Consider the following 16772-nt stretch of genomic DNA (forward strand, 5'->3'; position numbering starts at 1 on the left):
AATTTTCGTTCCATGCTTGCAGTGAACGATTCACCTGAGCGGGTTTACGGACACGCCCCTAAACGGAGCTGTCCGCAAAGTCGATGTCCGGGATTTGCCAGTCGATTTCGGGCAATCCGGATTTGCGCAGAAACGCGTTTGCCTTCGAGAAGGGGCGGCTGCCGAAAAATCCGGTATGCGCGGACAGCGGACTCGGGTGCGCCGATTTGATCACGCAGTGGCGCGATTCCGTAATGAGCGTCATCTTGTCCATCGCTTGTCTGCCCCATAACAGGAAGACAACCGGACAAGGACGTTTGTTCAATAATGAAATCACTTCTCCGGTCAGCACCTCCCATCCTTTACCCTTGTGCGAGTTGGCCGCGCCGGCGCGTACGGTAAGCACGCTGTTCAGCAGCAGCACGCCTTGCTTCGCCCAATGCTCCAGGAAGCCGTTGTTCGGCATGCGGCAGCCCAGATCGCGATGCAGTTCCTTGTAGATGTTGTCGAGCGACGGCGGCGGCTTGATGCCGGGCTTGACCGAAAAGCTCAGCCCGTGCGCTTGACCGGGACCATGGTACGGGTCCTGTCCCAGAATGACGACCTTCGTGTCCTCGTAGGAAGTAAGACGCAGCGCCGCGTATACGTCGTTCGCGCTTGGGTAAATCGTCGTGGACGCGTATTCCGCCTTGAGAAATTGCCGCAGTTGTTTATAGTAAGGTTTGGCGAATTCGGGTTCCAGCAACGTTGCCCAATCGTTTGTTAGAAATGACAAGCTGTGCGCCTCCATCTGCCTCGCGGGTTGGAACCGTTTTGCGCTTGACGGCGGTTTCCTCCCAAACGCGAATAGCCTTTTTTGTTTATATCGGCACGCATGTGCTCCCAGTTTAGGGCGTGTCCGACGCTATGCTGCTGCAGGACGACGGAAAGTCATCTCACGTACAGTTCAGAAAATCCGGAAATTCGTCTCCCGCGCTGTCCAATGCATTGAGGATCGCACAGCGGGGTGCAGGGGCTCATCGGCATAACCACTCGCGGCAGCGTCGCCGGTGTTTTGCGCGATTACGGGGCGGAAGGCATAGTGCTTCGCGGAGATGGGGAGACCTCTTCGGCGGTCCCCCCGGCGCAGATCGTTTGGTTACTGCTTGTTCAGGCGTTGAAACTTACTTCCCCGACCCATTCGCCTGATCCAGCAATCGTTGAACGCTATCTTGGAGGAATTGCAGGCCATCGGCAACACGTTTTCGGCCATAAAGCAGGTTCGTCATTTCTTCCGTGTGAAGTTTATTATATTCCTGAGAAATTTCCTTCGGTAACCGCCGAGGGGAAATCTGTATCGGCCGATGCGCATAGAAGGCATCCAGCTTGCGACCGTCCCTTTCCCCGCCAGCATCAAGGCGAACGGAAAGAAAGTGAGGTTTGGTTTTGGGCAATTCCGCCGCCAACTCCGAGCTGATCAAATACTTGAGAAACGTCCAGGCCGCATCTTTTTTCTCAGAATCCGCCATCATGCCGAACACGCTCGACACAACGATATTTTGGGAGTCCTTTGGTTTCGACGGATGGATCGGCTCCGACACCAGATCCCAGGAAAACGAGGGTATTCCTTGGTCGGCGGCTTGCTTGAGTGTAGTCATAAGACCAGGGGAATCGATAGTCATAGCGGCTTCCCCTGTCACGAACTTATTTCGATTAAGCGATTCAGCGACCGACTGTGCGGCAGGGAGATTTTGCTGGGGGAGATAAAAAGCGCCGCTTGCAAATGCAGCAATCCCCGCTTCGACAGCAGACGAATAGGCAACCGAGGTGTAATTCGCTTTTCGTCCATCCTCGCTAATGGGAGATGGCGCCCCAACGCCGTGGATGTACTGGCTCAGAAACACAGTGGGAGAGTTTCGGTGAGTCAGGCCATAGATGGACTTGCCGTTTTCCGTGCGCGCTATTCGTTTGGACAGCTCAAGGAGACTTTGCCAGCTTATATCGTTGCTTGGGTAAGGAATTTGCAGCCGATCAAACAAACTCTTATTGTAATAGAGCGCCGCGGATTGAAATTCCGACGCGAGAGCTACCAGTTTCCCGTTCCCCAGTGCCTGCAGTGCATCTATCACAGCCGGAGAAATGACGGATAAATCCATGTTCTCCCTTTTCGCGAGTACGGATAGGTCAAATAACTTGCCAGCCTCACCTAACTCCATTACAAGATTGGGGCCAAACACGAGGTCCGGCTTTTCCTGCAAGATGGCCGATGTTTCGAGTTCCGATATGACCCCGCCTTCGGTTTGCACTGTTGGAATGACCTGCAGCGGGATGTCCGGGAATTTCTTATGAAACGAATCGCCATACTCCCGAATAAATTGATGCTCGTTCAGAAACGCGATCTTTAACGGCTTGTTTGACGTGGACGTCGTTTGAGCCGGAGATGTGCTTGAGACGGGTTCAGACGTTTCCTTGCATCCGGCTAAGAAGGTGATGCAGAGCATACAAGCTGGAACTATCCGCAAAATGTTATTCCCCATAATTTTCATCTTGTTTTATTTCTCCTTTGTCTAGGGCCTTATATAAACCATCGATTTCATTTCGTTCTCACGATACCATTGCGATTGCAAAGACCATAAAAGGGCATACTCCCCATCCGATGCGAGCAATTCATCATGCGTTCCTTGCTCCGTGATTCGGCCTTCCTTCAGCAAAATAATCCGATCGCAGAACCGGGCAAGACCCAACCGGTGAGAGACCAAAATAGTAGTTTTAGCTCCTGCCATTTCAAGAAACCGGTGTAATACATCAGACTCTGCTTTTGGGTCCAACGCTGCAGTCGGTTCGTCAAGCGAAATCAGTTCTGTATCGCGCATAAATGCACGGGCGATAGCGATTTTCTGCCACTGGCCGCCGGAGAGGTCGACCCCTCCTGTGAAACGCTTGGTGAGCAACGTTTCATACTCATGCGGCAGACCAGCTATTAATTCATCTGCTCCGCTGCGAGCGGCGGCCGCACGAATTTGGACGATATTGTCCAGTGCTGCTATATTCCCGAAGCCGATATTATCGTGAACTGTGACCGAATACTTATTGAAATCCTGAAAAACTACGGCTATATTACTTTGAAGATCGCGTAAATCGACAATTTCACCATCAATATCACCGTATCTTATCTTTCCTGACGTGGGGCGATACAACCCCAGCAAGAGTTTTATCAGCGTAGTCTTGCCTGAGCCGTTTGCACCAATCAACGCTACCTTTTCACGTGGCTGGATGGTGAATGTTATGTCAGAGATGGCGTTCTTCTTAGCTAGTGGGTATTGAAAACTGACCCCCTCCAAAGTAATTGGCGAAGATTTGCGATGCTTCCTTTTGTCGACCGAATCCTCTTCGGGTTCGAGGTCCATGTAGGCAAAGAAATCTCCAATACGCTGTAAACGATCGGCCATGAAACCAAAGCGTTCGAATATTATTCGAACCCCGTTACTGACATTCTCCAGACCAAACAACAACGCTGAAAACCTGCCAGTTGATAAAGTTCCGAATGAAACCGACGCGGCGCACCAAGCTATAGCGCCGGCTAAACCAATCACACTAAAGATATAAAAGGATGTGTACCTTATCGTATGGCGTCGCGTATCCTGAAAGATATCGTTTTCAACTCGCCAATATAACTCCTTCCACCTAGAAAACAGCCACTCGCCCATACCGAATGCCCGTACTTCCTTGGCGGCCGCCAGTGATTGCATTAGTCCCGACAAATAATTGCGCAGACGAGCTTCCGGGATTTGTTTTTTTTCCAATGTGTACTTCCGCCTATATTCCACCCACTTAACAATCGGGACAGGTAAGGTAGTGGCGCAAATAGCGAAGAGCAGCCAAGGGTTCCACCAAATCACAACCGCGGAAACTGACAGTACACTCATCGCGGACTGAATAATCATGAAAAACTCATTGGTCATGCTGAAGAAGAATCCGGGTTCTGCCAGCCTTCGAGCCCTAGTCAACAAGTCTTGGAAGTCCGTGCGTTCAAGAGCCTCTAGTCTTAAACGATTCGTCTTATCCTGCATGCCTCGAAGTGCCACTTCTTCAAGCTGTTGACGCAGACTGTCCTCTTTCAATGAAAATAATGGCCTTAGAAAACTCGAGAAAACCTGTAATGCGGTAGCGGCTGCTATCCAAAGGATTATTGACTCAATATGACTTGCTCCCTGATAGACAAGTACAGCCTGCTCCACAATACGGCTAAAAATAATGATATTCGCACCGGGAACCGTCGAGGTGACCACCTGAATAACGAATAGTACCGTAACTCTCTTCGGAGCGATTGCGAACATCCAAACAACGAAACGGACAATTAATCGAACCGTCCATTTATTTTCCCTATTATTGTCTAGTTGTACCATTTTGATTGTTCCTTCCACATCCGAGAGTATTCGCCGTTTACCATTACTAAATCGTTATGGTGGCCCTCCTCGACGATTACACCTTGTTTAAGGACGAGTATCCGATCTGCCATACGTGCCGAGCCAAGCCTGTGACTAATGACGATTACCGTACGCCCTCTCATGATCTGCATAAACCGCGCGTAAAGTTCTGCTTCCGCCTTAGGATCCAGGGCCGATGTCGGTTCATCTAGGATGAGAACTTGCGAATGACGTATTAGCGCCCGACTTAATGCCAAGCGTTGCCATTGTCCGCCCGATAGATCAACTGCGCCATCTAATATCTTGCCAATGGGTTGAGTCCACCCTCCCGGCAAACTATTCGCCACTTCATCAGCCCCACCAAGAGCTGCAGCTTGCTCGACCACCGCCATATCCGGAGTCCATCCATCTTGTCCGAATACTTGCGGATTCCCAGAAGCAACGCTTTGAGACAAGGTCAAAGCTATATTAGAATAATCTTGAAAAGCAGCGGTAATATTTTGACGTAGCGATTGTATATCTATCTCCTCATAGCACTGTCGATCGGCTCTTATGGTCCCCGCTTCCGGTGAATAGAGCCCTAAAAGTAGTTTCACGATCGTGCTTTTACCAGAGCCATTCTCGCCAACCAATGCCACATGCTCGCCTGGCTTCAACCGAAAACTAATACCACTTAAAAGCGAATTGCTGCCTGGGTAGCGGAATGTCACATTATCAAACTCTATGCCTTCCACAAGCGGTTCCGGAAAAGAGGTTCGTGCCCTATCATCTCCATTACTGTTTTGAAGTAGTGAGTGTCCGAGTTGCATAAAGTCCCTTACAAATCCGACCTCGCCGGTCGTTTTTAACAGCTCCCGATAAGTTATTGTGAAACTGATGTAGGCGACACGGAATTGGGCTACTCCCTGATACAGGGCCACAAAAAGACCCGCGGTAAGCTTTTGACTTGGTAGCATTAACGCAGCGAATAGCAGAATGACGGTACTTGCAATAAAATTGAGCGCCACACCTGGATACTCGAGTAGAATAGCCTTTTTTCGCAATGCCAGCGATTCTTCACGGAGTTGAGTCATCTGGCTGGCCCAAGTTTTTACCAAATGATCCTTTAGTCCAAGTAACCGTATCTCTTTCTGTTCGTTGCGTCCGTTCATCAAACTATCTAAATATCCTGCTCTACGTTGATCTTCCGTTTGTCTGTAGTTTAACGCTAAGGATAACTTCTGCCCTTTCGAAGTCAACATGAGGACGGGAATCTGAAGGATCAGAAGTATAACAGGCAGCCAATGGGAAAGACTGGTAAAGAAGAACGATAAGGTAATCATTTGGATCACACATAGTATTGTTGCAAGAAGGTTATAGATCATGTTGCTCAATTTCATTCCAGGATTACTCGAACGTTGGAGCATATTCTGTGTTTCACTAGCTTCCATGGTTAATAGTGGGAGATTTGACGCCATTTTCAGCCTTGTTGCTTCTATCGAGTAATTAAGTTTCTGCGATACCCGCTCCCTGATCGTTAAACGTATTCGGGACATTAAACTAAAGGATGCGACGGCCCCAATAATATAAGCACCCACCCAGGGGAGAATGCTTATCATCGCACTGCCCCCCCTCCCCCATTGTGAAATGGTAACATCAATTAGATTGCTACTAACATACAACACGAATACGGGGGCAATGCCTTCCAATACAGCGATGAGCACAAACAAACTCATGTTGACAGGGGCGATGCGAAAGGCTTCTCTTGTTCCCCAACCCATTAGTTTCATCATACCTATAAATTTAAAGCCCCTGACAAGAAGTACTTCGCCAGAAAGTTGGATAATAATTAGTCACTCCCTACTTGCGGGATCATCCCGATGGTCGTTAATATGTTTATTTAACCCAATAGCCCAAGGTTGGTATTATTTCGAATATTTCTAATATTCCATTAACTTACAAAATTATTAGCTGTAAGTTTCGTAATATACATAACCCGTATCAGGATCAATTATATATTCAATAATTTGACTACCACTTCCATGTGTAATCTCCATAATGTTTCCTACTTTTGTGGCTTCAGGCTTTGTATATTTCATAGCAAGTTCCTCCTTATTTATACCAACCTTGGGCAAAAGGGTTAAATATAATCCGTACAATTCGCACTACTGACTGGCCTTATTAACCAATTCGTTGTGAGCATAACCGTTCTCTCTCATTATGAGCCACACATCAAGTGCCAATATAGATAGAAAAGAAGGGACTTGATGAGTTAACGACCCATACTGCATGTATCCCAATAATTCTTTGTATTTTTCTTTTCTTATAACTCCTCTCTCGATTAATTTTGATTTCTTTACGATATCAACCAGTACATCACCTCGGCTTGCCATTCCGTTTACAAAACTGCCGAAATGCGACGATTTACTATTTCTTCTTCTAATGATTTGTGGGAGCACATCTTTAAGACCTTCTTTTAAAATTGTTTTTGTTCTATCGTTACGATCCCTTTTGAGAAATTCTGGTACTGACAAACAAAAATCAACAAGCCTGATATCTAGAAATGGGTACCTATTTGATAATAAATGTGAACCATCTTCACTCATCCAAGAACTTCCGTGCAGTAGTTGCTCGAATCTTAATTGAACATCGAACGGGTACTCTTTCGTTATACTCTTATGATATTTCCTTTCCCTTAGAGCCCACTTAGATATAAATTCATCAGTCAGTAAATGATGATCAATAGAAAATGAGGTTCCCCATAGTTCATCTTTTTGACGATACATATTTACAATATTATTCATAAATACACGATACATATTGCTATTGCCGCTTTTTGAAATATTACGCAATTCTTGATATGCGTCATAATACTTTTTTCTCTGTATCAACCCTATTGGATAAAGATATCTACTAGAACTTGTAACCTGATCCCCACCATGCCCCGTGAACCTCACCCAATTTTCGGCTTTGTCATTTATTGCATTAATAGTAAGATTACCTAACAATGCTCGGGATGGAGCGTAAAAGGGAGTTGGTTGACTGAGTTTCACTGCCTCAAGAATGTCACTATAATTATTATCAGAATACATATTAAGGGAACAACCAATATGTTCTGCAACCAATGCAGCGAACTTGGATTCATTCCCTTCCCCTATGTGCGCTAAATGATCGCACGATAATGTCACAGGCACATTTTCGTTTTTGATAATTTGAGTTGCCACACAGGCAATGGAAGATGAGTCCAGTCCGCCGCTCAAAGAAATATGGATCTCGGAACTTGAACGACGCAAACGACACCGAACTGCTTCAAAGAATAAATCCCGGAAAATTTCCAATTGCATTTTATAGGACAAATTATAAGTTTCCTCTGAATATTGAGGACTCCTACAAAATAATCTCTCTATTCTATCAACACTTATTTTCAAACATTCGCCCGGTAACAAATGGTAAATATTATTGTACGGAGTAGCCTTTTGATTGTTCATAGAAGTAGAACTTAAATAAATCGCCAGATACTCCTCCGATATGTCCACAGTAGTTTCAGATATTTGTAACACCTGTTCTAATGAAGAAGCCCATGCCGTTCGATAATGTCCCTTAATCCAAAAGTAAACGAGCGGTCTAATCCCAAAACATGAGCGATACAGGTAAAGCGTGTTGTTGCGGACATCACATATGGAAATGCAGAAGTCACCAATAATATCCATCAGGGCCATGGGACCATTCTTTATAAAATAAGATTTTACTACTCCTGCGGGTTCGTTGAAATCCTGTTCCGTACTTGTAATAATCTCTGACTCGTTATCTATCCTGCCATCAACAGTTACGAGGTAATCTTCCGATTGATTTATTACACTCGAGTAATTAAAATAGTGTGGTGTCGCAGCGGCCGACCAGCAAATCCCCTCTATCTTGGCTGACTTTAATACTGATTTAAAGTGAGTCTTTACACCATAAAACCGTTCTCCTGCCTTTTGCATCTGTTCGAGTGTATTTTTCTCGTTCTTTTCGGGACCTCCAGCAAAATTCATTATTCCGCAGGTATAAAACACTAACTTGCACCACCCCAACTAATTTTTGAGCATTAATCGTATAGAATCAGATATCTTAGGTATTATTGAATATTTTTTTTCGTATACAACTTCAAAGATTGGAATATCATTTATAATTCTTATATATTTTGGAAACAATGTTTGCTTTATATTAGCTGGATTAGCCCATGCACCATGTGTGTTATTAATTAGTTCTGATATTAATTGCGGTTCCTTTCTCCTACTATAAGACACTTCTTCTGTTGTTGACTTTCTTGGGTTAAGCATGAGGATAACATGAACCTTCTTGGGCAACAGTAAGCGTTTGGACTGCTCCACAGGAACCCAATATTTATTTAATTCGGGAACTATCCTTTTGTATCTTTCAGGATCCAAAGATAGCCTCTCTAAAGACTTATCCCAAAGCTTTGAGGAAATTGACATCGAAGGTATCGCTAATAAAGTGTCGTCGTTATCGTTTAGTTGAATCGGCAACACATCATCCGTTACAAAACTTGACCCTTGAGAAATCTCATTCCAAAGCAACGTTGATTTTCCATTTCCTGACGAAGATAATAATGCAACAACCTTACCATCTATTTCTAATGCTGCTGCATGCAAGGGGATTAATCCTCTCATCATTAATGAAATTGACATGCATATACCTATCACATATAACGCAGCCTTTATTAATCCTTCTTCTGAACAGTCAACTATTAATAATTGCCCGTTCGTATGTATTAATACTTTTATGCCATTTTCCGCACAAAATAATATGCCTTGATCCACGTTGTAACTTCGTAATTGACCATTATATTTAAGTCCAAGATAAGTAATTCTATTATCTTCATGCAGCGCCCCCCTTGAATATTTAATAATAATTTTCTCAGCTTTATCATTATTAATGAACATATTGCTGGGGTCACACGGGAGTTCAATATCACTTTCAATTATTGCATTATAAATGTAGTAGGAAAACATACTTCCTCCTTTATGCTTTACTGATGAATCCAAACGAGATCCAGCTTTCGAAGCATTCATTTACGTCCTGCAATACCACCGATTGTTCCGCCTGATACTCTTCGGCTATATGGTTGACTATTTCATCCGACGATACACTCTTCTCAATCATCCTCCATATTTTCTTGGCAACCTCATTTAATGCATAGTAATTTCCTGTATTTGTATCGAGAATTATGAGAACACCTGACATATCAGTAATGACAACACTCTCTGTGATCTTATACATATAAGTCCTCCTCTACAGTAAGTAATCATTACTTTATGACGGTATACTTTTCAGAACCCTCGCCAAATAATTTTTGATCAGTCCCAACCTCAAGCCATGCATGAGATCGAAATGGAGGGAACTGAATGCCAATCTTAATGTTTACTTTATATTTTCTTCTCCTGAGCATAATTAATCCAATTCCACTCTTATAAAGACATTCGTTGCTTTTTACAATTTTCCCAACAACATTGCTGACTGCTTCTGCTATTTTTTCTGTTTTACTATCGCAACAATCATATTTATATGTTCTCTGACCATCACTATCAAAAAAATACTTAATTTTACTGTAATCTTTATTTTCTAAATGTCGACGAAGGTAAAGGTATGTAAAGTACGCCTCTATTTTGTATAACATTATCTACCTCCTAGATGAATAATCCCTTACTTAAGCAGCCAAATCAGAACTCCATATTAATATTCTGGATATATTCGACCACAATCTCTTTATAGTTGCTAACTAAACATTTATATTTTGACACAGCTCCTTTTTTGTATATTTGTTCAAAACCTCTTCTGAGATAAAAGTGATTTGTCTGGCCATTTTTATTTGTGGAAATGTTCTCGCCAATTACCATTTGTATCTTTTTTGTCTTCACCATAGTGAAAATAGCATTTAGTAAAATATCTTCTAGATTCCTACTTAATGCTCTACATGATAGAAAAAGGGATTCTATTGTCGCTTCAAGCTCCCCGTATCTTAGTATTGCAACACCTACAATACCCATTTCACCAAAACTGTCTGTAAATTTTAAAGTTATCACTTCATAATCTGGATTTGAAAGTAACCACGCAATATCTTTTTCCGAATACCGCCTCGCTGTAAGCGTGAACTGATTTGTCCTTTGTGATAGTTGGGCGATTCTCTGTAAACTAAATTCGTTCCCCCGCTGCACCCAAACGTCCATATTTAATGATTTGTAAAAATCAACCATATTATCAAAACTCGTTGCCATTCGTGTTCGCATCCCATTATCTCGATACATATTACTTCTGTTCCTATCTTCATATGTGATTGCTTGTCCATCAAATAGCCCCGTTGAGCATAGCATATCTTTATAAAATAACGCCTGACTTTCTGGGAAGTGTAGAGAGGTAACTTCGGGTAAACGTTGCATGACGCAATTAATTTCAAATTCACTATCATCAATAAACACGATATCCTCAAGACCAATACGTAATTCCTCAGCTATACTTATTATACTGGTTGACTTTTCTTCCCAGTTAATACGAAAAGTTATGATATGTTCCTCTTTAATAACCATATCTGGATGATCTCTAAATACTTCCATGACATCTGATTCGTTATTTTTGCTACACAAAGCTAGTAAAATACCCTTTTTGTATAAGTTCTTAATTTCCTGTTGAAATAATTTATATTTGATTCCAGGGTAGGAAGAACCAAGATTAATTCCATATAGTCCGTCCTCTCCTATTACTCCTCCCCATAGGATATTATCGCAGTCCAGTATCAGGCATTTTTTACGTCTGCCCTGTACTATTCTTAATGCCTTCGCTATGTCGAAAGCTATTTGATTACTTGCATCTCTACTAAATGGAATATTATATAGCAATAGAAGTCTCCGATCGTAAAAATTCCGATACCCAATGATCTCCATACTTCGATTTATATCCAAATAGTAGGCATTATGGGTGTTTATGATCTTGTCCTTTATATGGACATTCAGCAAGTTCACAACATTACGCTCATGGTTTCCATTATGGCTCAATATATTCGAATAAACCGGAAGTTCGAACGAGATCCATATTATGGGGGCCTTTGATTTATTCCTGTAATCTTTAATAACCACCTCAGTAAACTGGGTTACATTGAATATTTCCGTATCAAGTTCTGAAGAAGAAAGCGACCAAAATGACCCCAATAACTTCTCAGAAATCCCATCCAATCTAAAAAGTAATACCCAAACATCTATTTCATGATCGTCCGGATGTCTTTCATCTTCTTTATAATCGCTTTCAAGTCGTCGGTAGCTCACAACTGGATAATAACCACACTCACTAGTATGCAACTTGATAAACGGGTCAAAAATGGACTCGAGTGATACATTAGATATTAATCCTATTTTTAGTTCTGGCAATTTTCTTTGTATGTTACTCGTATATTTATGTATAGCATCTGAGAATCCCTTATGAAACAAGTCTGTTTCACCTTCTCATTTATTTGGATACAGTATATTTTTGAACTTTTTCGCATATTTTGTTTAGAGTATTCAGGTTTTCAATTAATAAATCTTTATCGTCGAAAGATATGTTTAACTCTTCTTCAATTCTGACAATAAGTTTGATTGTGGCTATGGAGTCTAACCCCAATTCCTCCAAAGATCGATCTCCATCAATCTTGTGTTCTTTAATATCGAGCACCGATAGTACTATATTTGTTATGATTTCAATGACTTGCATATTTTCGCCCCCCTTCCTTACAGAAATTCTTTATTATAGTTAATTTTCATAAGGTCTTGTTCATTTAGATAATCCTTTATCAGCCCCATTCTTTCACTCGCGAACAGTCTTTCGAAAAAATCAACTTTCCATTCTTTTTTTTCACCTGATGACAAACCCATAAGTTTCAACATTCCAGTATCTTTCGGCTTCAACACTTCCAACATCTGGGTAATTAAGGAACTCGGGAAAATAAGCGAAGTATAATAAAGCATATAATGGACGTACATTTCGACCTGGAATTTCCCCATTAATTCGTATAGGCGAGGTAAACTTATAGCACCAATATTCTTTGTTAAGAAGAAATAAATATCGCAATACTTACTCACTATCAGACTGGGTGTTTTTGTTAATAGGTAGATGGAGTTAACATCCTTAAAGTGATGCAGACAAATTTGGATAAAGAACTCCTCGTAAGGTAAGACAAAGTAGTTAATTCCTTGTACGCTTACTTTCCTTCTAGAACCTATAAAGTCGGCGATGCTTATATCTCCTCGTTGGGTATCCTCACCCCATGTAAGGTGAAGGTTTAGATCAACACAGTGATATGGTATCAAAGGGTGATTTAAGGTTTTGATAAAAGGAGCCGCTTGGTGCGTATTCATGGAGTAAAAAATTTCTTCTTGTCTTGAATACATCTTGACTTTCGCTTCTTCCCTAATAAATCGGCCACGTAAGTATCCTAATTGTTGGATTAGATCAGTAACCTTCTCAACATCCGTTCTATCAATGAGAATATCTGTGTCTTGCGATAATCTATATCCTACATTTCCGTATGCAGACAGTGTCATATAAGACCCTTTTAGAACAACGTAACTTATACCATTTCCCTCTAGGTTTTCGATAATGGTTTTATTTTCCTTCATATTGCATAAATTGGCCATTGCGTTTATGAGGATTTGATTCTGCCCTTCCCTTACAGTTTTAGACTCCGTTAATTCCAATTCTACGAATTTGGAAGCGATCAATGGTAATACCTTGTGCCGATTACACAAACGAATAAATTTATCTTCATTGACCATAGCAAGCCCTTCACTTGCAAAGTCTTTATTAGTTTCAGATTCACAAAATTGTCTTAGTACCAATAACAATAAACTTGCTTCTGGATCCATCTACTTACCTCCCTCTTTCGGAAACCTTGTAGCACTTGCTATCCGTGTTCAATCTTGCCTTCTTCTATAAATCTACATGAATTGGTATGCCCTTCATAGCATCGGTTAAGGTTTCAATCATTTCCATATCTCTTTCCTTTAATCGATTTCTTATTTGACTCAATTCTCTACCATCAATCGGTTGTCGTTGAATAGCATGTTTAATCGTAATATTATAAATGCGATCCCGACTAGTTGTATAAACCCTTCTAAGATTGCTGAGTTTCATTCTAAATTCCACATCACGTAGTTTTTCTACAAAAACAGTCTCTAAAATATCAAAGAACATAGATAGGGATGATACATACTCCACCCTGGCCCGTTCCATGATCACCTGACTAATTTCCTGACCGTCTTGAAGAGCAATGTTCGTTTTGTCAATCCAATCCGAAAACAGATTATAATCCATATTCACATCCTGTAAGAGGTAGCAGACAAGATCGGAGTACTGACTTATCTTAGGTGAACCCACTTTCTTCAAATAGTAGATTGAAGCATACTGCTTAGGCATCTCCGTCAATAAAACGTTTTGCGATTGACACCATATCTCCCTGAGCGCTGCTTCTGTTACGACAAAATTAATTAATCCATTATCCCTGGTGAAGTCAGGTGAAAGTGATCGCGGAGATTCCTTTATCCCGATGGTACCAAGCTCGTTGTTGTACGATGTCACTAATAATGTGTGTAAATCCGTCCTTTTCCGGTATTCTCGATGATAGAAAATGCTGTTAAAAGTAGTTGGAATAATAACTGGGTAGTTGTTATCTATTAATTTTGTGATTTTAGAAATTGGATCCTCATGATCATGGGCTGCTATCTTACAGCATTCAATTCCTAGCAGCTTAAGTATTGGATTTTCGTGATACCACGAGTAGTATTGATTACACCAATTCACATTTACTGCATAAAGAAAACAGTAGTAGTAATAATTAAGATTATCGTAATAACTAGCACCAACTGCTACAGGATGATCGAAACACCTCATCTCATTAATGCTATAACCATTTTGGAAAGATGCAATTTTTAGGTTCTTTTCCATCAAATGATTGCCTCCGAGAAATATTCTTCACCTAATTTAGACCATTCTGGTTATCTTTTCAATATTCATTTTCAATGCTTTCATTCACTCCTGGTCAGTAAAAAGTTCTTCAGCGTTAAGAAGCAACGGAATCGGCGTCCATATGGGCCGTTTTTTTGCCTGGAACGAATAATTGGGGCTAGCGAAATCTGCGGGTTTTGGGCAAACAGGCGGAAAATCGACTTGCGAAAATAGGCCACAACCGTTGCCTCTGAGACGACGGACTTAGAGGGGGTGCGGGGATAGCGGAAAAATAGACCCGGCTTCTGCCCGGAAAAAAGTAAAGCGATCAATTGAACCAGTCCCGTTGCGATGACACTGCACATGACAAACCCTTCGATGCGGCAGCGGCAGCAAGGTCATACGAATCCGCTTGCGCTGCTGCTCGCCTGTCACGCGCTCCAGCGGATCCGGTTCGCCTTTCCGGCGATAGCGGTTCAGCTTCGGCATCGCCGAACTCCGGAAGCTGTAGCCGAATGCGCCAATGACTTGCTTAATTTCTCGAAACGTACCTTCCATCTTGAAGCGATAGCTGTATGCGGTGAGGATCTGTTGGGGTTCCAAGCTTAGGTCGATGCTGACGGATATCAAAAGACGCTCGTCCTGTCGCACGAGCACAAAGCGCGGCTTCTGGTACAATCCGAGCCCCCTTGACAAATCCTCGCACAGAAAGGACATAATTTCTTTTTCGCCGTAGAGGGTCACCATGGCCGTTAAAATCTGCTGCGCGTGTCTTAAACAACACGGGCGAGCTTCACCATCTTGCCTTTCTTCGGCGGACGCCCTCGACCTGGCTTCTTCGTGGCAGGCGACTCGTAGGCAACGACATTCATCTTGGCTCGGGTCACGATGTGTACAGCGGACGTAAGTGAACGATTGCCCTCAGCCACTGCAGGGCGAGAATGGACAGGTAGTAACGGTCAAGCAGGAGCAACGCTTGCCAAAGATATCCGCGGCCGCAATCGCTTGATCGATCACTTACACAACATGGGAGGCTTGCGGCTCCCCGGATGAGTCGTCCCGGCCAAAGATCGCTTTTACGCCGTCCTGCAGATCAGATTAGTTCGGCAATGAGCAAGAATCGTTCGCACGTAATCACGTTATTCCTCCCCCGCCCCCTTCCGTCTCCCTCCGGGGGAAACCGTTCCCTGCACCCCATCATTCGCCGTGTAGCAAGCCCAGCAATGACTTGCTGGGCAGCCATTAAGCGTGGGAAGGTAGAACCGCCTGTCAAGGCAAAAGAACGTGCCTTGACAGGCTCCCTTTGGCGGGGTTGATCGTAATCATTATTTTGCAAATTGTAGTAGCAATGATCATGAAAACAGCGGTTCTAAATTGATTGAGAAAGCGTTTACATGTGTCGAATAATATGCAAAATCACAGCTAACCAGCAAGACACGTCCGAGGAAGCGTACGACCGGCGCATGCCGATTCACAACATCGTACCAAACGCGTTGCAGCTATTTCAGCACCAGGCGGAGGAACGAAAGAAATGAAGAATCGACTCGTAATGACGCGGCCCCAGCGCCAGATCCCGCACGATGGAAGTGACACCGAGTTAATCAGTGCGCACCATGAGACCGACAACGACTACGACGAACCACTCGTACGCTGCGGCTCGGGAGAAGCAATTTCGAAAAGTAGACGAAATCTCATTCATAAATTTCAACATGGTATGGTCGATCGCAAAGATATCGGGTAGACTATCCAAGCAACCCTTTTTAACGATCTACTCTCCTTTCCGGCATAGGAACCGTAAGGATATCACAGATTCGCTCGTTTGGATCGTTTTACCATGGGTCAATTTTTGATGAGAACTTTTCACTGTCCAAGCCGACAGCCGGCCGCTACGGCAACACCCGCTACGTGTACGTATCGGAATCATACTGGAAGTTCGTTTTACCGAGGGCATACCCGTAGAACCAAAGCTTCAGCAACAGATACGTCGGCACCAGTTCCTGCGCTGCAGCAAACATGCAAAAAAGCACGATACCAAATGGCACCGTGCTTTCGAGGGCTTCCTTAAATCTTACAGTTTAACGACGTTCTCGGCTTGTGGTCCGCGATTGCCTTGAACGACGTTGAATTCAACGCGTTGGCCTTCGTCAAGTGTTTTGTAGCCGTCGCCGACGATTGCGCTGAAGTGCACGAATACGTCTTTGCCGCCTTCAACTTCGATGAAGCCAAAACCTTTCTCTGCGTTGAACCATTTTACTGTGCCTTGCTGTGCCATCTGAACATACCTCCAAATAAAGTTTAATATGTCACTTCTATTTACCACCGTAAATAAAAAATCACACATTCGAAAAGGTACCTCTCCGTCAAGAGATCCCCTTTCGAACGTGCGAATTCAGGTCGATCTTTCCGAATTGATTTCATCATAGCATACAACCGCCA

The 16772-nt window shown here is 43.0% G+C and carries 15 protein-coding genes; all 15 read right to left on the reverse strand.

All coding sequences use genetic code 11. The annotated features are described in order from the left end of the window. Positions 1-58: 58 nt before the first annotated feature. The 15 genes from EXY20_RS10860 to EXY20_RS10930 all read right to left on the reverse strand — a co-directional run bounded on the left by EXY20_RS10860 (position 59) and on the right by EXY20_RS10930 (position 16608). On the reverse strand, positions 59-754 hold the full coding sequence (locus EXY20_RS10860) for a uracil-DNA glycosylase (protein WP_235885563.1): 696 nt from the start codon (positions 752-754) through the stop codon (positions 59-61). Positions 755-1142: 388 nt separating this feature from the next. Then, the gene (locus tag EXY20_RS10865) at positions 1143-2504 is read right to left on the reverse strand and encodes an ABC transporter substrate-binding protein (protein ID WP_135550714.1); all 1362 of its coding nucleotides are present in this window, start codon (positions 2502-2504) and stop codon (positions 1143-1145) included. A gap of 21 nt (positions 2505-2525) precedes the next feature. Next, a complete protein-coding gene (locus EXY20_RS10870) occupies positions 2526-4364 on the reverse strand; it encodes an ABC transporter ATP-binding protein (RefSeq protein WP_135550716.1) in 1839 nt (612 codons plus the stop codon). Continuing rightward, positions 4352-6145, reverse strand: a complete 1794-nt coding sequence (locus EXY20_RS10875; RefSeq protein WP_167859157.1) for an ABC transporter ATP-binding protein — start codon at positions 6143-6145, stop codon at positions 4352-4354. The genes EXY20_RS10870 and EXY20_RS10875 overlap by 13 nt, the downstream gene beginning before the upstream one ends. 186 nt (positions 6146-6331) lie before the next feature. Then, the gene (locus tag EXY20_RS40260) at positions 6332-6463 is read right to left on the reverse strand and encodes a hypothetical protein (RefSeq protein WP_268966237.1); all 132 of its coding nucleotides are present in this window, start codon (positions 6461-6463) and stop codon (positions 6332-6334) included. Between the two features lie 66 nt (positions 6464-6529). Continuing rightward, entirely contained in the window at positions 6530-8419 is a 1890-nt protein-coding gene (locus tag EXY20_RS10880; protein WP_135550720.1) for an asparagine synthase-related protein, read from the reverse strand. An 18-nt stretch (positions 8420-8437) separates the two neighbouring features. Next, positions 8438-9379 (reverse strand): phosphoenolpyruvate carboxykinase (ATP), encoded by a 942-nt coding sequence (locus EXY20_RS10885; protein ID WP_135550722.1) that lies wholly within the window; start codon positions 9377-9379, stop codon positions 8438-8440. Between the two features lie 10 nt (positions 9380-9389). Then, entirely contained in the window at positions 9390-9647 is a 258-nt protein-coding gene (locus EXY20_RS10890) for a PqqD family protein (protein ID WP_135550724.1), read from the reverse strand. 28 nt (positions 9648-9675) lie between these two features. Beyond that, entirely contained in the window at positions 9676-10044 is a 369-nt protein-coding gene (locus EXY20_RS10895; RefSeq protein ID WP_135550726.1) for a lasso peptide biosynthesis B2 protein, read from the reverse strand. Between the two features lie 43 nt (positions 10045-10087). Further along, positions 10088-11845: an HAD-IIIC family phosphatase gene (locus EXY20_RS10900; RefSeq protein WP_135550728.1), complete on the reverse strand. Its 1758-nt coding sequence runs from the start codon at positions 11843-11845 to the stop codon at positions 10088-10090. A 19-nt stretch (positions 11846-11864) separates the two neighbouring features. After that, complete coding sequence (locus tag EXY20_RS10905; protein WP_135550730.1) at positions 11865-12107, reverse strand: acyl carrier protein; 243 nt, start codon at positions 12105-12107, stop codon at positions 11865-11867. Between the two features lie 17 nt (positions 12108-12124). After that, positions 12125-13258 carry a nucleotidyltransferase family protein gene (locus EXY20_RS10910; protein WP_135550732.1) on the reverse strand — a complete coding sequence of 378 codons (1134 nt, stop codon included), beginning with the start codon at positions 13256-13258 and terminating at the stop codon, positions 12125-12127. 64 nt (positions 13259-13322) lie between these two features. After that, positions 13323-14336, reverse strand: coding sequence for a hypothetical protein (locus EXY20_RS10915; RefSeq protein WP_167859158.1), 1014 nt, complete (start codon positions 14334-14336; stop codon positions 13323-13325). Between the two features lie 264 nt (positions 14337-14600). Continuing rightward, positions 14601-15014: a hypothetical protein gene (locus EXY20_RS10920; RefSeq protein ID WP_135550736.1), complete on the reverse strand. Its 414-nt coding sequence runs from the start codon at positions 15012-15014 to the stop codon at positions 14601-14603. Positions 15015-16404: 1390 nt separating this feature from the next. Next, on the reverse strand, positions 16405-16608 hold the full coding sequence (locus tag EXY20_RS10930; protein ID WP_135550741.1) for a cold-shock protein: 204 nt from the start codon (positions 16606-16608) through the stop codon (positions 16405-16407). Positions 16609-16772 lie beyond the last annotated feature (164 nt).

Origin of the sequence: Paenibacillus cymbidii (genome assembly GCF_004764705.1) — a bacterium.
Lineage (GTDB): Bacteria > Bacillota > Bacilli > Paenibacillales > NBRC-103111 > Paenibacillus_AN > Paenibacillus_AN cymbidii.